19 protein-coding genes and 1 pseudogene are annotated in these 18,335 nt (G+C 40.8%); 6 read left to right on the top strand and 14 right to left on the bottom strand.

What is annotated here, in order from left to right; all coding sequences use genetic code 11:
* Window position 1: 1 nt before the first annotated feature.
* The 6 genes from G6R09_RS14590 to G6R09_RS14565 form a co-directional block, all read right to left on the bottom strand.
* Entirely contained in the window at window positions 2-592 is a 591-nt protein-coding gene (locus tag G6R09_RS14590) for an XTP/dITP diphosphatase (protein WP_065168385.1), read from the bottom strand.
* Between the two features lie 38 nt (window positions 593-630).
* Window positions 631-1,104 (bottom strand): DUF4426 domain-containing protein, encoded by a 474-nt coding sequence (locus tag G6R09_RS14585; RefSeq protein ID WP_065168386.1) that lies wholly within the window; start codon window positions 1,102-1,104, stop codon window positions 631-633.
* 162 nt (window positions 1,105-1,266) lie between these two features.
* On the bottom strand, window positions 1,267-1,563 hold the full coding sequence (gene yggU / locus G6R09_RS14580) for a DUF167 family protein YggU (protein WP_065168387.1): 297 nt from the start codon (window positions 1,561-1,563) through the stop codon (window positions 1,267-1,269).
* On the bottom strand, window positions 1,560-2,117 hold the full coding sequence (locus G6R09_RS14575) for a YggT family protein (RefSeq protein WP_065168388.1): 558 nt from the start codon (window positions 2,115-2,117) through the stop codon (window positions 1,560-1,562). Before G6R09_RS14575 ends, yggU begins: the two co-directional genes overlap by 4 nt.
* 9 nt (window positions 2,118-2,126) lie before the next feature.
* Entirely contained in the window at window positions 2,127-2,945 is an 819-nt protein-coding gene (gene proC, locus G6R09_RS14570) for a pyrroline-5-carboxylate reductase (protein ID WP_065168389.1), read from the bottom strand.
* Between the two features lie 69 nt (window positions 2,946-3,014).
* Window positions 3,015-3,728 carry a YggS family pyridoxal phosphate-dependent enzyme gene (locus G6R09_RS14565; protein ID WP_163923249.1) on the bottom strand — a complete coding sequence of 238 codons (714 nt, stop codon included), beginning with the start codon at window positions 3,726-3,728 and terminating at the stop codon, window positions 3,015-3,017.
* A 22-nt stretch (window positions 3,729-3,750) separates the two neighbouring features.
* Here G6R09_RS14565 and G6R09_RS14560 point away from each other — a divergent pair, with 22 nt between their 5' ends.
* Window positions 3,751-4,788 (top strand): type IV pilus twitching motility protein PilT, encoded by a 1,038-nt coding sequence (locus G6R09_RS14560; protein WP_061000758.1) that lies wholly within the window; start codon window positions 3,751-3,753, stop codon window positions 4,786-4,788.
* Window positions 4,789-4,803: 15 nt separating this feature from the next.
* A complete protein-coding gene (locus tag G6R09_RS14555; RefSeq protein WP_065168391.1) occupies window positions 4,804-5,907 on the top strand; it encodes a PilT/PilU family type 4a pilus ATPase in 1,104 nt (367 codons plus the stop codon).
* A gap of 356 nt (window positions 5,908-6,263) precedes the next feature.
* On the opposite strand, the gene ruvX is transcribed toward G6R09_RS14555, so the two are convergent.
* The 6 genes from ruvX to metK all read right to left on the bottom strand — a co-directional run bounded on the left by ruvX (window position 6,264) and on the right by metK (window position 11,000).
* On the bottom strand, window positions 6,264-6,695 hold the full coding sequence (ruvX, locus tag G6R09_RS14550; protein ID WP_061000762.1) for a Holliday junction resolvase RuvX: 432 nt from the start codon (window positions 6,693-6,695) through the stop codon (window positions 6,264-6,266).
* Entirely contained in the window at window positions 6,692-7,255 is a 564-nt protein-coding gene (locus tag G6R09_RS14545) for a YqgE/AlgH family protein (RefSeq protein WP_065168393.1), read from the bottom strand. Before G6R09_RS14545 ends, ruvX begins: the two co-directional genes overlap by 4 nt.
* Window positions 7,256-7,375: 120 nt before the next feature.
* Window positions 7,376-8,326: a glutathione synthase gene (gene gshB, locus G6R09_RS14540; protein ID WP_061000765.1), complete on the bottom strand. Its 951-nt coding sequence runs from the start codon at window positions 8,324-8,326 to the stop codon at window positions 7,376-7,378.
* 18 nt (window positions 8,327-8,344) lie between these two features.
* Entirely contained in the window at window positions 8,345-9,076 is a 732-nt protein-coding gene (gene rsmE, locus G6R09_RS14535) for a 16S rRNA (uracil(1498)-N(3))-methyltransferase (protein WP_163923246.1), read from the bottom strand.
* Between the two features lie 127 nt (window positions 9,077-9,203).
* Window positions 9,204-9,692 (bottom strand): SprT family zinc-dependent metalloprotease, encoded by a 489-nt coding sequence (locus G6R09_RS14530; protein ID WP_163923243.1) that lies wholly within the window; start codon window positions 9,690-9,692, stop codon window positions 9,204-9,206.
* Between the two features lie 153 nt (window positions 9,693-9,845).
* On the bottom strand, window positions 9,846-11,000 hold the full coding sequence (gene metK, locus G6R09_RS14525) for a methionine adenosyltransferase (RefSeq protein ID WP_163923240.1): 1,155 nt from the start codon (window positions 10,998-11,000) through the stop codon (window positions 9,846-9,848).
* Between the two features lie 393 nt (window positions 11,001-11,393).
* On the opposite strand from metK, the gene tkt reads away from it, so the two are divergent.
* Window positions 11,394-13,406 carry a transketolase gene (gene tkt, locus G6R09_RS14520; protein ID WP_163923237.1) on the top strand — a complete coding sequence of 671 codons (2,013 nt, stop codon included), beginning with the start codon at window positions 11,394-11,396 and terminating at the stop codon, window positions 13,404-13,406.
* A 633-nt stretch (window positions 13,407-14,039) separates the two neighbouring features.
* Window positions 14,040-14,384 (top strand): hypothetical protein, encoded by a 345-nt coding sequence (locus tag G6R09_RS14515; RefSeq protein ID WP_065177065.1) that lies wholly within the window; start codon window positions 14,040-14,042, stop codon window positions 14,382-14,384.
* A 197-nt stretch (window positions 14,385-14,581) separates the two neighbouring features.
* On the opposite strand, the gene G6R09_RS14510 is transcribed toward G6R09_RS14515, so the two are convergent.
* Window positions 14,582-16,150 carry an SIR2 family protein gene (locus G6R09_RS14510; RefSeq protein WP_163923234.1) on the bottom strand — a complete coding sequence of 523 codons (1,569 nt, stop codon included), beginning with the start codon at window positions 16,148-16,150 and terminating at the stop codon, window positions 14,582-14,584.
* Window positions 16,151-16,708: 558 nt separating this feature from the next.
* Between G6R09_RS14510 and G6R09_RS14505 the strand changes: the two genes are divergently transcribed.
* Window positions 16,709-16,951, top strand: coding sequence for a hypothetical protein (locus G6R09_RS14505; RefSeq protein WP_087845491.1), 243 nt, complete (start codon window positions 16,709-16,711; stop codon window positions 16,949-16,951).
* Between the two features lie 256 nt (window positions 16,952-17,207).
* Window positions 17,208-18,137, top strand: a pseudogene (locus G6R09_RS14500) (iron-containing alcohol dehydrogenase); the annotation flags it as partial.
* A gap of 46 nt (window positions 18,138-18,183) precedes the next feature.
* On the opposite strand, the gene G6R09_RS19985 reads toward G6R09_RS14500, so the two are convergent.
* Window positions 18,184-18,335, bottom strand: a 152-nt coding sequence (locus G6R09_RS19985) for an iron-containing alcohol dehydrogenase (RefSeq protein WP_163923231.1), incomplete at its 5' end; no start/stop codon positions are given.

Genomic DNA, 18,335 nt, shown 5'->3' with positions numbered 1-18,335 from the left:
GTTAGCCTTTTAGTGCACTGAAAAGTTGTTGAAGTGCTTTGCCACGGTGTGACAGCTGCTTTTTACGACTTGGATCTAATTGCGCTGAAGCACATTGATCTTCTGGCACCCAGAAAATAGGATCATAACCAAAGCCATTATCGCCATGACGCTGCGTTAAAATGCTGCCTTCCCATGAGCCATGACACACTAACGGCGTTGGATCATTTTCATGGCGCATCATCACTAATACACAATGAAAACGGGCACTGCGTTGTGCTTCAGGTACACCGTCCATTGCCGCTAATAGCTTATCAATATTTTCCGCATCAGTGGCACCTTCACCAGCAAAACGGGCTGAGTAAATACCCGGTGCACCGTTTAAAAAATCAACCTCAAGCCCTGAATCATCAGCAATAGCTGCGCAGCCCGTTTCTTTAGCAGCATGGCGCGCTTTGATGATCGCATTTTCAATAAAAGTGGTGCCGGTTTCAGCCACTTCTGAAACATTGAAATCGCTTTGAGCGACAACATCAAACCCAAAGTCAGCAAGTAGGGAAGCCATTTCTTTTACTTTGCCTTGATTGCCTGTTGCCAGTACTAGTTTGCTCATATTGATGCCTTTTAAAAACCATAATTCGCCAATAACCGCTATGATAGCCGTTGTGGGTATAATAACAACGCTGAGGCTGAAAACGGTTCGTTATCACTGAATAATGTTTGGTTAAACTTGAACTGATGAGGCTTATTTTGGTGATGAATATTTACCACAAACTTAAACTCAGCCTGAGGTGGATGCTTAAATTGAGCGAGATAATAAATTTTATAGCCTTCTTGAATACGTCGAAATCGCAGCCGTTTTTTTTCACCAAGACCGCTGAATATTTTGCCATCGATCTTGGTGTTTAGGCTTGGTTTACCTGCTTGCTCTGTATTAAATACGCTTACCTTCATTAAGGCATAACATTGCTTACGTTTGATACCGTAAGTGGCTGCAATTTTATCGCTGATAAAGGTGGTTGGAATAACTGAATAACGGACTTCAAGTTGTTCAAATTGGTGGCTGTGATCAGCATAACTGAGTTGGCTAATCAGTAATAATATTACACATAACAGGTATTTCATATTTAGAGCCATAAAGTGCCATTATTTGTTGGCGCAGTGTAATTAACTCTGGCTTTCAAGATAGAAATTTATTGCGGTTATTATCGTGGAGTGAGATTCAGTGATAAAAAAAGCGAATATTATCGAAATATTCGCTTTTTAGCTGTGGGCTAGTGGTTGATGTTATTGCATCAGGCTCGCAATCGGTTCGGGGATCTGTTTAGGATCTTCAATGCGAATTTGCTTGTGACGGCCTTGAAAGCCTTTTTCCACATGCACTAAACCTTTAGCAACCTTGAATTGCTTAGCTAAAAACTTGGCTAAATGGGCATTAGCTTTTCCATCAACGGGTGGCGCTGTAATGGCGATTTTAATTTCATCGCCATGTAAGCCAACAATTTGATCGCGACTGGCTTTGGGTTGAATGTAAAGTCGAATAACCACATCATCCCCTTGGCGACAGACAGCATTAACACTCATAACTGGAACCAAATCGGCCCAATTAAATCACCCATCAAATAGTTAGCAAACTGCAATCCTAAGAAGATCACTAGAATACTTAAGTCTAAACCGCCCATTGCCGGTAGCACACGACGAATCGGTGCCATTAGAGGTTCAGTTAGCTGATGCATCACATATTCAATTGGGTTACGGCCTTGGCTGACCCAGCTTAAAATCGCACGAATTAATAGTACCCAGAATAATAATCCGCCCGCAGCTTTAACCAGTGCTAATAAACCTAACAGTAAAAAGCTAGGACTAAAGGCAAACGCACCGCCAGTTAATGCTAGTTGTAGCAAAATAAATTTGGCTACACACAATACGTAACCAAATAAAATGGTCGCCATATCAAATGATCCAATAGATGGGATCACACGACGTAATGGCGCTACAACCGGTTGGGTTGCTTTGACAATAAACTGCGAAAACGGGTTATAAAAATCTGCACGTGACCATTGTAGCCACACCCGTAACAACACAATCATGATATATAAATCAAATACTGTGGAGATTAAAAAAGCCATTGAATTCATAATTAAACCTTAAAACAATTGTTCCATTTCTTGAGCACGAGCAACCGCAGCTTGCATTGCTTTAGCCACTATTTCTGTTAAATGATGGTGGTTGAATGTATTAATCGCTTCTGCGGTGGTACCGCCTTTAGACGTTACTTGTTGGCGTAATGTGGCAAGATCCGTTTCTGGATTGGCTTGTACCATTTCTGCCGCGCCTAATGCTGTTTGTTGAACTAACAAGCGTGCTGTTTGCTCATCAAAACCTTGTGCCATTGCTTGTTGTTGAATTGCTTCCATAAACAAGAAGAAGTAAGCCGGCGCACTGCCTGCTGCGGCAATGATACCATTGATATCTGCTTCGTGTTTAACCCAGCAAATCTCACCAACAGCTTGTAAGAGCTCGCTAGCAAATTGATGATCTTGCGGTGCTAATGTCGATTCTGCGTATAAGCCACTCATGCCTTTACCGATTAATGCTGGTGTATTTGGCATTACGCGCACTAAATGCAGTTGGCTATCAAGCATGGTTGCTAAGCGAGCACTATTGATACCAGCAGCAATTGAGATCACTAATTTATTACTGAAGTCGACCGCTTGCAATGGCAAACATACATCGGCCATTAATTGTGGTTTTACTGCCAGTACCACTACGTCAGCTTGTTGCGCTGCGCGCAGGTTATCACTGTCGGTATTAATACCAAAATCATCCTTTAACGGTGCCAGGCGAGTTTCACTTGGCGCTGTCGCCGTGATTTTCTTAGCATCGTAACCACTGGCAATTAAGCCAGCGATGATTGAACGTGCCATGTTACCGGCACCGATAAAAGCGATAGAGCGCTGTTCCATGTAATATCCTTTGCTGTTGGTACGACACTCAAGAGCTAGGCTGAGTCGTTAACCGTTATTTATAAACTATTATTGGGCTTGGTTGCCATAATCACGCGCACCAAACAAAGCAGTACCAATACGCACCATGGTACTCCCTGCTGCAATTGCAGCTTCCATGTCACCACTCATGCCCATTGATAGGGTATCAAGTTGCGGGTGGTGTGGTTTAAGTTGTTCAAATACATCCGCTAATGCTTTAAAAGCTGCGAATTGACTATCATAATCGGTTTCGGGTTGCGGAATCGACATTAATCCACGTAAAACTAATTGTGGCATGGTGGCAATCGCTGCGGCGAGTTCCATTACCTCATCAGCACTAATCCCTGATTTGCTGGCTTCACCACTGGTATTAACTTGTAATAGCACATTTAATGGTGCCATGGTGGTTGGGCGTTGGTCATTTAAACGGGTTGCCGTTTTAAGACGATCAATTGAGTGTACCCAATCAAAATGCTCGGCAATCGGGCGCGTTTTATTGGATTGAATCGGGCCAATAAAATGCCACACTAATTGCTCTGCCGCAGGGTGACTCGCAAAATAATTGACTTTATCGACCCCTTCTTGAACATAATTTTCACCAAAGGCAACCAGACCTGCATCAATCGCTTGTTCGATCGCAGCAACGGGCTTGGTTTTACTTACAGCCAACAGTTGCACCGAATCGGCGGCTCTGCCGCATTTTTCAGTTGCTAGTGCCATCTCATTGATGACCTGTGTAATATTTTGCTTAATACTGTTCATAATTGATTCTTGAGGAAAATGTATGGATATCACCGAATTACTCGATTTTAGTGTAAAGCATAACGCATCAGATCTGCACCTTTCTGCGGGCGTTCCACCAATGATAAGAGTTGATGGTGATGTGAGAAAGCTCAGTTTACCAGCTTTAGATCATAGCGAAGTCCATCGGTTAATATTTGATATTATGAACGATGCTCAGCGTCGAGAGTATGAAGAAAAATTAGAAGTCGATTTTTCTTTTGAATTACCCGACATTGGTCGCTTTAGGGTTAACGCTTTTCATCAGTCGCGTGGCTGTTCAGCTGTGCTGCGTACCATTCCGATCCATATACCAACTTTAGCCTCACTCAATGTACCTGAGGTTTTTTATGATATTGCTCAGCTAAGTCGTGGTCTGGTGCTGGTAACGGGTGCGACAGGTTCTGGTAAATCAACCACTATTGCCGCCTTAGTAGATTACATCAATAGTAACTATCAACGCCATATTCTGACCATTGAAGATCCGATTGAATTTGTTCATACCAGTAAAAGTTGTTTGATCAACCAGCGTGAAGTGCATCGCGATACCTTAAGTTTTCAAAATGCGTTGCGATCATCATTACGTGAAGATCCCGATGTGATTGTGGTGGGGGAATTACGCGATCAAGAAACCATTAGCTTAGCCTTAACCGCAGCCGAAACTGGCCACTTAGTGCTTGGCACCTTGCACACTAGTTCGGCGGCGAAAACGGTTGACCGTATTATCGATGTTTTTCCTGGTAGTGATAAATCGATGGTACGCTCAATGCTGTCGGAATCATTACGCGCAGTAGTAGCGCAAAATCTATTGAAGTGTACCTCCGGTGGCCGAGTCGCCTGTCATGAAGTGATGATGGCAACCCCTGCGATTCGAAATTTGATCCGTGAAGATAAAATTGCCCAGATGTATTCAATGATTCAAACCGGCGCGTCCCTTGGAATGCAGACCATGGAACAAAGCGTCAAAATGCTGGTGGCACAAGGCATGGTCGAATCAGAAGAAGGACGTCGTATTCTTGATAGCAGTAAACGTGGGTTTTAATTAAAGGAATAACTGATGACCTTAGACGACATTCTTGAGCAAATGGTGGCTAAAAAGGCTTCCGATTTATACATCACGGTTGATTGTGCGTGTTTATTAAAAATTGATGGCAATCTGCATGATGTTGGCGAAGTGCTCGATCGCGATAGGGTAGATAGGTTATTTGATCAAGCTATGGATGCCAGCTTGCGCCAAGAATTTATCACCACCAAAGAAGCCAATTTTGCGTTAGTGCGGAATGGATTCCGGTTTCGTGTTAGTGCGTTTTGGCAACGAGAATTACCGGGAATGGTGATCCGTCGCATTGAAACTCAAATACCACAAATGGAGGATTTACAGTTACCGATTGATATGGAGCGACTGGCATTATCAAAACGTGGCTTAGTGTTAATTGTTGGCGCAACCGGATCGGGTAAATCGACCTCGATGGCGGCAATGACAGGCTATCGTAATCAGCATCGCAGTGGTCATATTTTAACGGTTGAAGATCCGATTGAATTTGTCCATCAACATAACAAATGCATTATCACTCAGCGCGAAGTTGGGCTTGATACCGCCAGTTATGAAGTGGCATTAAAAAACTCCTTACGCCAAGCACCAGACATGATTTTAATCGGTGAAATTCGTACTCCTGAAACCATGGAATATGCGATGAATTTTGCTGAAACAGGCCATTTATGTATGGCAACGTTGCATGCCAATAATGCTAATCAGGCATTAGAACGTATTTTGCATTTAGTGCCCAAAGAGCGCCGCGAGCAATTTTTATTTGATCTGTCACTCAATCTTAAATGTATTTTAGCGCAACAGTTAGTGGCTGATGCTAACGGTGTCGGTCGTCATGGCGTGTATGAATTATTGCTCAATACGCCACGCGTCGCGGATCTTATTCGACGCGGCGATCTGTATGAAATTAAAGATGTGATGGCGAAATCAACCGAAGCGGGAATGATTACGTTTGATCAATCGCTGTATCAGTTATTCAGTGAAGGTAAGATCAGTGAGCAAGATGCGCTGCACCACGCCGACTCAGCTAACGATTTACGGTTGATGATCAAAGTCGGTGATCCTAGCTCCAAACCGTTAAATAGTTTATCTGGCGTTACGCTTGATAAATAATAATGCTCATGATGATCCTTTTGCTAAAGGATCATCATGATACAATTGACAATAATTACTATCAGTTAATGGTTTTTAATTAAATTGTTGATTTTAAATTGATTTTATTTTTTATGGATAACGCTAATACCGTTGTTTAGTTCTTGGGTTTAAATGATCAAAAAGCTGTACAAGCTGATCAAGTGAGAGATTACGTGGCTTGATAAAACGATATAAGCGCCAAGGAAAACCGCTGTCAGCTTTGTGATGATCTTATTAACTAAAGCTGTACCAGCCAAAAAAAAGACCAGCTCCACATGGAACGGGTCTTTTTTTATCTTTTTACAGTGGAGTCATATTCAATAAATAGCGGCAGATTAAGCGCCGTATTGACGTTCAAACCAGCTTTCTAAAATAACCACAGCTGATTGTGAATCAATGTTGCCTTTGCTCAATGAGCGGTAACCACCGCGTTCAAATAACTCCGATTTCGCTTCAACAGTGCTTAAGCGTTCATCGTGTAATTCGACCGCATAACCAAAACGACCATGAATGCGATTAGCAAATTTCTTCGCTCGTGGTGCAATGGTTTCCAGTTCTTTACCATTGAGATCTAATGGCAGACCAACGACGATTAAATCGGGCTGCCACTCTTTAAGGATTTTTTCAATATCATCCCAATTAGGAATACCATCTTTGGCTTTTAAAGCGGCTAATGGACTCGCTGTGCCTGTGAGTTCTTGGCCGATTGCAACCCCAATACTTTTGGTGCCGTAATCAAAGCTTAATACGCTACGAGATTGACTCATGCATGACCTATATCTGATGATAGATTCGCAGGGCTAACCCCTAATATTGCGATGGCTTGGTGCCAGCGTTGATCTATCGGAGTGGAAAAAATAATGGTGTTATTAGCCTCAATTGTCAGCCAATTATTGTCGGCTAATTCTTGCTCCAGCTGACCTTCATCCCAGCCTGCGTAACCGAGTGCTACAATAAATTGTTGCGGTGCTTGTTGAGTGCCAAGTTGCGCTAAAATATCCAGTGAAGTAGTGACGGCAAGTTGCGGTGTAATTGTAATGCTGGAGTCATAACCGGCTTGAAGTGTGTGCAGTACAAAGCCGCGATCCTCAGCAACTGGGCCGCCATTGAGAACTGGGTATTCAAGGCTTAATGGATCAACTAAAGGCAGTGTGCGTTCGACATCAATTTGCTCAAGCATATCGGCAATTGAGATTTCAATTGGCTGATTGATGATGATACCCATCGCACCTTCATCATTATGCTCACACACATAAATCACACTGTGTTTGAAGTTTGGATCTTCCATAGTGGGCATTGCCACTAAAAAATGATTGGTCAGGTTCATTTACAATACCATTAAATACATGTCAGCACCGTTGATGGTGTTGATAGTAAAAAGCAGCGATCACATGCAATCGCTGCGTTGTTGGTTTGATTATGGCTGATGTTTAGCGCTTAGGTGATCTTAGTTAGCGTTAATTCGGCGCTCAATCGCATCCATTAGTTTACCTGTGATTGAAATATCAAACGCAGCTTCAATTTCACAGATACACGTTGGGCTAGTAACGTTAATTTCAGTTAACTTGTCACCAATCACATCAAGGCCAACAAAGATTAGGCCTTTTTGTTTTAAAATTGGGGCCACAGTTTCAGCGATTTTACGATCAGTATCGCTAATAGGGCGTGCTTCACCACGACCACCGGCTGCTAAGTTACCACGGGTTTCACCTTTAGCCGGAATACGCGCTAGGCAGTATGGCATTGGCTCACCATCAACCACGAGAATACGCTTATCGCCATTACTGATATCAGGCACGAAAGTTTGTGCCATGCAGTAGTTTTCGCCCATTGCGGTCAATGTTTCAATGATCACCGATACGTTAGGATCATTTTTCATTACGCGGAAAATAGACGAGCCGCCCATGCCATCAAGTGGCTTTAAGATCACATCACCGTGCTGTTGGTGGAACGCTTTTAGTTTCTCAGCACGACGGGTCACGATAGTAGTTGGGGTTAGCTCTGGGAACCATGCTGTAAATAGTTTTTCATTACAATCGCGTAGGCTTTGTGGCTTGTTTACGATCAACGCACCGTTATCTTCTGCACGCTCAAGAATGTAAGTCGCATAAATGTATTCAGTATCAAACGGAGGATCTTTACGCATTAATACTGCATCAAGATCCGCGAGTGGAATCTCTTGCTCATTATGGAATTCAAACCAATCGTTAGGATCTTTTTTTACTGTTACCGTACGAGTACGTGCAATCGCAACACCTTGCTCTAAAGAAAGATCACTCATTTCCATGTAGTGTAATTCCCAACCACGACGTTGTGCTTCCATCATCATGGCAAAGGTCGAATCTTTTTTGATATTGATAGACTCGATAGGGTCCATCACAATACCTAGCTTGATCATTGTTTTCTCCTGCTTAACTTAGCCTAGATCACCAAAACGAACTTGGAGTGCGGTAATGGCTGTCATTGCGGTAGTCTCAGTGCGTAATACACGTGGACCTAATAAAATTTCATCAAATTTATATTGCTCAGTCATGCTGATCTCTTCAGCAGACAAGCCACCCTCAGGTCCAATTAATAACCGTACTTTGGTTACAGGGGTAGGAAGGGTGTTAATAGAATAATGTGCACGAGGGTGTAAGTTTAGTTTTAAACCATCATATTCTTCAGCGCACCATTGCTCTAGTTTCATCACCGGACGAATGGTTGGCACAACATTACGGCCACATTGTTCACAGGCTGCAATCGCGATTTTTTGCCATTGCTCAAGTTTCTTTTCAAATCGCTCTGCATTGAGTTTAACGCCACAACGCTCTGAAATAAGAGGGGTAATAGTGTTAACACCGAGCTCAACCGATTTTTGAATGGTGAACTCCATTTTGTCACCACGTGAAATCACTTGGCCTAAGTGAATATCAAGTGGTGATTCAATACTATGCTCAATACGGCTTTGAATCTCAACTGCAACCGCTTTTTTGCTGGCGCTACTAATAACAGCGGGGAATTCAGCATTGCTGCCATCAAACAGCAACACTTGTTGCCCAACTTGCATTCGCATAACACGACCAACATGGTTAGCCGCATCGTCGCTAAGCATAACCGTACCTTGGCTTGGTAAAGGTTGTGGATGGTAAATTCGTGGAATTCTCATGATGCGGTCATCTGTAGTAATGGTTGAGTAATACCAGATATTACCACGGTTAGCAGCAGAGGGAGGGCAAAAGTTAATTGCTAGTCAGTAACAACGAATTGTGGTCGTTAGAAGAAGAGAGTGACCATTAAGCGACAGTTTTAAACACTAATGGTTGGCGACATTTACGGCAATGATAACTGGCTTGACCACGGTTAACTTTATTGTGACGACGAATAGTTAGTGGGTATTCACTACATGGGCAGTGGTAAATATAACTTGTTCCTGCGACTGAGCTAACATTAAAATTATGGGTGGTTTTAGGCGCAACATTAAACACTTCAGTCATGATCAGTTGCCATTCTCGACCATGAGGACGCACGCGGCCAAATAATTTAAATACCACTAAATGGGCAACTTCATGGGCCACCACTTGATTTAAAAACGCTTCTGGATTTTCAGCCAATAGAATTGGGTTGAAGCGTAGTTCCCATTTTTGTAAGTGCGCAGTACCGGCAATTTTTCCACGTTGAGTAAAATTAACCGCGGGCAGTTGCAGTCGTTTATTGAGGCGTTGATTGGCATGTTTGATGCAATGTTCTACGTGAGTAAGTACTTGCTTTTGTAGCGGGGTCATAGCGTGAAATATCCTAGATTAATCGGTCACCGAGTAGGGAATAACTACCGCAGACTATACACCGCAGGATAAACATTGACGATTATTTTATTTTAGATATAAAAAAAGGGACGAATAATCGTCCCTTAGTGTTTGATAATCTTAAATTTATTATTATTTAAGTTTAGCGAACTCGCGTAATACGTCTACTTTGTCAGTTTTTTCCCAAGGGAACTCTTCACGACCAAAGTGACCATATGCTGCGGTCTTTTTGTAGATAGGTTGAAGCAGGTTTAGCATTTCTTGTAGGCCGTATGGGCGTAGGTCGAAGTGCTGACGAACAGCTTCAATAATAATATCTTGATGTACTTTTTCAGTACCAAACGTTTCAATCATGATAGATGTTGGATCTGCAACACCGATAGCGTATGAAAGTTGAATTTCACAACGCTCAGCCATACCAGCAGCAACAATATTTTTCGCTACATAACGTGCTGCGTATGCTGCTGAACGGTCAACTTTTGATGGATCTTTACCAGAGAATGCACCGCCACCGTGACGTGCTGCACCGCCGTAAGTATCAACAATAATTTTACGACCAGTTAGGCCACAGTCACCCATTGGGCCACCGATAACAAAACGACCGGTTGGGTTGATAAAGAATTTGGTATCTTTACGTAGCCACTCTTGTGGTAATACTGGTTTGATGATTTCTTCCATTACAGCTTCACGTAGATCCGCTGTTGAAATTGAATCACTGTGTTGAGTTGATAGTACAACTGCATCAATACCAACAATCTTACCTTGATCGTATTCAAACGTTACCTGAGATTTAGCATCAGGACGTAACCAAGGTAGCGTACCGTTCTTACGTACTTCCGCTTGACGTTGAACAAGACGGTGAGAGTAAGTAATTGGTGCAGGCATCAATTCTTTAGTTTCGTTAGTTGCGTAACCAAACATAATACCTTGGTCACCAGCGCCCTGCTCTTTAGGGTCTGCTTTATCAACGCCTTGGTTGATGTCTGGTGATTGTTTACCAATAGTATTTAGTACTGCACAAGAATTAGCGTCAAAGCCCATATCAGAATGAACGTAGCCAATTTCACGTACTGTTTCACGAGTGATTTCTTCGATATCAACCCATGCTGAAGTCGTTACTTCACCACCGACCATTACCATGCCAGTTTTTACGTAAGTTTCACAAGCAACACGCGCTTTCGGGTCTTGCTCTAGAATTGCATCCAAGACTGCATCTGAAATTTGGTCTGCAATTTTATCTGGATGTCCTTCCGATACTGACTCAGAAGTAAACAAGTGTTTAGCCATTAGTGATCTCACTTATATTCATAAATTTATTAGAACGGTAGCGGTAATACTGATACTGCATTGCATTCCATACGTTTATATGTATGGAGCTACCTCCGTCTAGACGTCTATAATACCCCGACCAGTTATAAAATCAACAATGTAATCTGTAAGGATTTAGTCAAAACGCTAACTTATTCAATATTAAGCTATTAATTTTACAGACATTGGTTGTCAAAAGCGTTATTGGTGTAAGTTGCATAGTATTGAATAAAATAGCTTTTTTAAAAACGAAAACGTTTGCAGTCGGCTGCCTCTATTTGAGACAATACTCAAACGCAATTAAGTGACTGCCAATAAAAAGCAGCCACTATTTTGACGGCAATTATTATTTTATGACTATTTGGAGCAGATATGTCTTCTAGCAATGCGGTGTCTCGTAAAGAACTGGCCAATGCAATTCGTGCACTTAGTATGGATGGTGTGCAACAAGCGAACTCAGGTCACCCTGGTGCACCGATGGGAATGGCAGATATTGCTGAAGTATTGTGGCGTGATCATTTGAATCATAATCCTCACAATCCAAATTGGGCTGATCGCGATCGTTTTGTACTATCAAACGGCCACGGTTCAATGCTGATTTACTCGCTGCTTCATTTAACAGGTTATGATTTATCGATTGATGATCTGAAAAACTTCCGTCAATTACACTCAAAAACACCGGGTCATCCAGAATATGGTTATGCACCGGGTGTTGAAACGACCACCGGCCCATTAGGCCAGGGTATTACCAATGCAGTTGGTATGGCATTGGCTGAAAAATCAATGGCAGAGCAATTTAACCAGCACGGCCATGACATTGTTGACCATTACACTTATGCCTTTATGGGTGATGGCTGCATGATGGAAGGTATTTCTCATGAAGCATGTTCATTAGCTGGTACTTTGGGCTTAGGTAAGTTAATTGCTTTTTGGGATGACAACGGCATTTCTATTGATGGTGAAGTAGAAGGCTGGTTCTCAGACGATACTGCGAAACGTTTTGAAGCTTATGGTTGGCATGTAATAGCCACTGTTGATGGCCACGATGCTGAGGCAATTAATGCCGCGATTGAAGCTGCAAAAGCCGAAACCACTAAGCCAACCCTTATTTGTTGCCAAACTATCATTGGTTTTGGTTCGCCTAATAAAGCCGGTTCGCATGATTGTCACGGCGCACCACTGGGTACTGAAGAAATTGCTGCAGCCCGTGAGTTCCTCGGTTGGAACCATGGTCCATTTGAAATTCCGACAGAGATTGCGGCTAATTGGAATGCTACTGAAGCGGGTAACGCTAAAGAAACAGCGTGGGATCAAAAGTTTGCCGCTTATAGTGCTGCTTACCCTCAATTAGCGGCTGAATTTAGCCGTCGCATCAATGGTGAATTACCAGCCAACTGGGAAGCTGAAACATCAAAGATCATTGCAGATCTACAAGCAAAGCCAGCCAATATTGCCTCACGTAAAGCGTCACAAAATGCACTTGAAGCTTATGGCCAATTATTACCTGAGTTCATGGGCGGATCGGCTGACTTAGCACCGTCTAACTTAACCATGTGGTCTGGTTCTAAATCACTCACACCAACAGATGCATCAGGTAACTACATTCACTACGGTGTGCGTGAGTTTGGTATGACAGCTATCATTAACGGTATTGCGTTACATGGTGGTTTTGTACCTTATGGTGCAACCTTCCTAATGTTTATGGAATATGCTCGTAATGCGCTACGCATGGCAGCGCTAATGAAAGTGCAGAACATTCAGGTTTACACTCATGATTCAATTGGTTTAGGTGAAGATGGTCCAACGCACCAACCTGTAGAGCAAGTCGCATCATTGCGTTTAACTCCAAATATGAGCACTTGGCGTCCTTGTGATCAGGTTGAATCAGCCGTGGCTTGGAAATACGCGATTGAGCGTAAAGATGGCCCTACAGCGTTGATTTTCTCACGTCAAAATCTTGATCAGCAAGATCGTAATGCAGACCAAGTAGCGAATATCACCAAAGGTGGCTACATTCTTAAAGATTGTGCCGCTGAGCCAGAGTTAATTCTGATCGCAACCGGTTCTGAAGTGGGTATCGCCGCGCAAGCATATGCTGAGTTAACCGCTGCTGGTCGCCAAGTCCGCTTGGTTTCAATGCCTGCGACTGATTTATTTGATAAGCAGAGTGCGGCTTACCGTGAAAGTGTATTACCTGCAAATGTAACCGCACGAATTGCGATTGAAGCCGGTATTGCTGATTACTGGTACAAATATGTTGGCCTTAACGGTCGCATTATTGGTATGACAACCTTTGGTGAGTCAGCACCAGCAGATGAACTATTTACTATGTTTGGCTTTACGGTTGAAAATATCGTTAATAACGCCAATGAGTTACTAGGCTAGTTATTCGCTTTAGCCCCATAGTTGAAGGTCGCAAATTGCGGCCTTTTTTTATGGTTGTAAGTGGGGGATTCGTGGTGAAAACGAGTAGTTATTTACTTAAAAAATACATTAAAAAAACTAATGCGAAGTGGTTGTTTTTATCATTTTTCAAGTTAACTAAAATATCTATAATGAGCCCCATCAAAACACGACCGCAAGCCTTATAGATTCAATGGATAGGCGATGGTTGTACTATTTAAAACTGAGTTTATTGAGGAAAAAGAAATGACTGCTATCGTTAATAAAATTGTTGCACTTTACACGCCTGTATTCGCTTCTATGTACAAAAGCGGCAACATGACTAAGTAAAGTCAACGTTAGGGCTTAGCCTTAACCATTAAAAATATTTCCTAAGAAGGCTTTGAACGAATTCGTTCAAAGCCTTTTTTCCGTTTATGACTCAAAATAGCGAATCCTCAAAAACAGCTAGCACTTAAAACCATACTAATTAGTTATATTTCTATATAAATCCATACTGAAAGCGATATGTTTTGCTGACATTTGTCAATTGTTCACATTATGGGATTATTTTTCTTTCATTGATATTTTTTATGATTAAAATAAACTCATAAGTTTACTTTTTCGAGAATGATAATGAAAAAAGCTATTTTAGGGTTATTGCTTGGTATGGTTGCGCTAACGTCTTTACCGAGTCACGCAAATGATTGGGGTCGTTGGGGCGAAACTAAAAAAGGCCGTGTTGAGAGCGCTCGAATTTGTGGTAGCAATGGCTACATCTTTAAAGTACGCGATTCTTTTTATGTTGCTAAATACCAATCAGGTAAACGCTTTGCGGTTGGTGTTCCGGTTAAAGCCCGTTTTGGCAAAAATAAATGGCTACGTGTTGAAGGGCTTAAAAACGACGGTAACTACTTAGTTAAGCGTAAGTACTACAGCCTCGCGAAAGCAAAAGCGAGCGCATGCGGTCTAGCTTGGTAATAACGTTAACAGATTCTAAGACAAGGCCGTTTAACGGCCTTGTTTGATTATGGTTGTAATATAATCCGCCCGCTAAATAACAATCAAAATTCTCCAACGCCGCATATAAAAATACCGCCTCAAAAGGGCGGTACTTAACAAAATGTCTATTTATACGTACTAGAGTTTGTCTTATCTCATTTTCGATAAAATATGTACTAATTATTTTTATATTTAAGGTGGTCATATAGACAGGCTAGCTTTCTATATTGTGTTGATTTCTTACCATTAATTTCATTTTTATGATCAACTAAATATTTTTGTAAAACATCCAAATCAATATTTTTTTCTTGAATAAAAGGAATGAAATCTACAGATTGCTCAAATGTCATTGTTTTGATTAAATCAGTTATTGTTTTAAATTCATGATTCTTTTCATATTTAATTTTATTGTTTTTATTTCCTGTCAACTTATCTTTTATATTTATCAATGCCCACTTATCTAAATTTTTGTTATATATGGATTTTTTATAATCATTGATGTTTCTAATGCCTACTTGATTCAAGTATTTCCATGTTGGTATGTATGGTGATAAATGGCCAATTTTCTTTGGTATAACAATATCTAGAATCTTTTCTCCATCAAATTTTACTTGTTCATATAAAACATCATTAATTAAATCAGAAATTGTCAAACCTTCATATCCAATTTGAGATAATCTATGTTGCTCTGCGACACCAACACCAACAACAAATTCAACATCTGAAAAATCATCAATCTGATCTATTCCTATAACACAAATTTTCTTCTCATTTTCAGGGGTGTTTGTTTTAACTAGATTGTAAAATTGCTCTTTAAAATGACGCAAAAAACGGACGGGAATTTTTCTTTTTGTTGCAATAATAGATTCATATACTTGTGAAAAATCATCCGTTTTAATCAATGTTATCGGAATTTGAACATCATCAATAGCCATGACAGTATCTTGAATACTATCTGCTTTATCTTCTGGGTCTAATCTCTGTAGAAATAATAAATTATTTCTTAGTTTTTGAATGTTATTTGAACCAATACATTTAGCGATAGAGCTAAGTAACGATTTAATATTTGGATCTGATAATGAATACCCAATAAAAATTACTGGATGCTCAACAAAAATAGTAATCAATTTTGAGGCTAAATAGGGGTTTCTGTCATTAAAATCTTTATAATCAGAATCAGTTAAAACTAACGAATCAGGTATTTTTCGACTTCCGTGTATTTTGTATATTTCCCCAATATTTTGCGGATTAGAAAATAAAAGCTCTGATTGTCCTGTATAAACACAATAATCAGGAAAAAGAGATTCTAGATACATATCCCAATTAGTTGTTATTATTCCATCAACATTAAGTTCTGAGATTGTTTCTATTTCTTTTCTATATAATTCGTTTAATTCATGATTAGTATCTAATGTCTCAAGATATTTAGATATTTCAATTCTTAAAGCAGTAGTTTCATCTTTAATTTCATGTGAATGTTGCAATCGACTTTGTTCATATTTTTCATCAACCCACCAATGCTCATTAAAATCCTCAGCTATTAATCTAGCTGCAAGTGGTATATCACCCCGACCTTTTGCTATGTAGTATGTAAACGGTTTTCCTGTGGTGCAAAATCTAGATAGCAACCCTTTCCAATCATCTAAATTTAGATATCGTTTTGAAAAACCAGAGCCAATAAAAAGAAATGGACCAGATGATCTATCTTTAAAATTTTCAATTAACCTTTTTTTTATTATAGTCATGATGATTTATGCGCCATAGTATTCATAATCAAATGATTATAAAAATAGCCAATATAATCAACAAATAACTTTAAAAGCATAACATTATCGTTATGTATATCATATTTAAATTAATCAAAGAGGACGTCAGCCTCTTTAAAAGTATTTTTTGTCAATACGTTGTATTTAACAGTATGCATCTAATCCGCACTTCGTGATCAGTGTTCGAGGAATAATGTTAGCAAAGCCGATGTTTTTATAACTGTTATCGAGCTAAATCAGTTTAAAAGTGGGGTTATGAGGTTGTTAACCAAGTTACGACCCACCGCAATTGCTGCTACTCACCCCATTTACACCCAATCAACTAAAACCCCTCATAACTCATATACTCACCATCGCGACAACTACCTTGCTATTCCTCGACCCTCAAAACCTCACTCCTGCTTTTTCTATTATTCCCATCTGGCAATAATCTTTTGTATTTTAGTGGTATTGTTGTTTTTGGCGTAATTATTGATAATAACCCCATCGAAACGCACAAGGCGTTCACAAATATCAATACACAAGGTTTTATTACTCATGAAAACAGTTATTAAAGCAGCCATCGCCACCGCTATTATCGCTATGTCTTACAACGCATCAGCAAAAGATGGTGCCTTCACAGGTAATGTACAGTTTGAAAAAGCAGCCGTTAATAGCCTAAATGCTGGACACTACCAAAAGCAAGGTACCGCAGAGCGTTCACACTCTGGTGTGGTATTTACCCAACCTAAAGCGCACTTAAGCTTTGCTGAAAAATTGCTATCAGCGGCAGATAAATAACCACAGATAGCAGCAGCTAATGCACTCAATATGATTATTACGTATGAGTAATAGTTATTTGCTTTTTAAGTCTATTGTTTGTTTTTCTGTAAATGAGAAGATGATCACATCGACATCAACACCACCAATAACAACAAATAACAATAAAGATGTGGTGTCGGTAACACTCACTTTTATTTCAATCGCTATAAAAATTCCGGCTTATGGCACATGCGGTAAGCCAACATAAATTAATAAATATTAACGGAGCTTCATTATGAGCAATGTATTCTACATGCCACCTGTAACACTAATGGGTCCTAACGCTATTCAATCTCTAGGTGCTGAATTGGCATCAAAAGAGCTGCAAAAAGCCCTAATCGTCACAGACAGTGTATTAGTTGAAGTGGGTTTAGTTAGCAAGCTCACTGACGAGTTAACTGCTCACGGCCTTGAGTACACTATTTACGATGGTGTACAGCCAAACCCAACTGAGAAAAACATTGAAGATGGCCTTGCGCTTCTTGCACAAAGCCATGCTGATTTTGTGATTTCATTTGGTGGTGGTTCATCTCACGATACTGCAAAAGGTATCGCATTAGTGGCAGCGAACGGTGGTCATATTCGTGATTACTCTAAAGGTGTTCACTTATCGAAAAAACCACAACTTCCATTGGTAACTGTGAACACAACAGCGGGTACTGCTTCAGAAATGACAGTATTTGCCATCATCACTAACCAAGAAGATGAAACCAAATACCCAGTAGTTGATAAGCACTTTACGCCAATTATTGCAGTGAACGATTCAGAGCTAATGGTAGCAATGCCTAAGTTCCTAACTGCTGCAACCGGTATGGATGCATTAACTCACGCGGTTGAAGCCTATGTTTCAACAGCTGCAACACCAATCACTGATGCATCAGCGATTAAAGCCATTGAGCTGATTGTAAACAACCTAGAAACAGCTGTGAACGACGGTCAAAATCGCGCAGCACGTGATGCAATGCAATACGGCGAGTATCTTGCTGGTATGGCATTCTCTAATGCTTCTTTAGGTTACGTTCACTCAATGGCGCACCAATTAGGAGGTGTTTACGACCTGGCTCACGGCCTATGTAACGCTATCCTATTGGCAGAAGTTTCGCGCTTTAACGCCAAACAAGTACCAGAACGTTTTGTTGATATCGCTAAAGCTATGGGTATCGACACCGCAGCGGCCTTTTTGAGAGGTTAATTACCAATAGTTAAGGTAATTACATGCGTGCTTTGAAGATCGCTACGATTTCTTCTAGGCTCGCTTTGCGTGGGTTCGTTAGAGAACACGCATCGTTTAGAGCGTTTTGCGCCATGAACGCTAGCTTATCTTCAGTGACACCCAAATCAGCTAGGCGTTGCTTGGTACCTA

Source organism: Photobacterium sp. Alg240-V54, assembly GCF_900537155.1.
Taxonomy (GTDB): Bacteria; Pseudomonadota; Gammaproteobacteria; order Enterobacterales; family Vibrionaceae; genus Photobacterium.
Note: the sequence above shows the minus strand (reverse complement) of the source record. Positions and strands in the feature narration are given on the sequence as shown.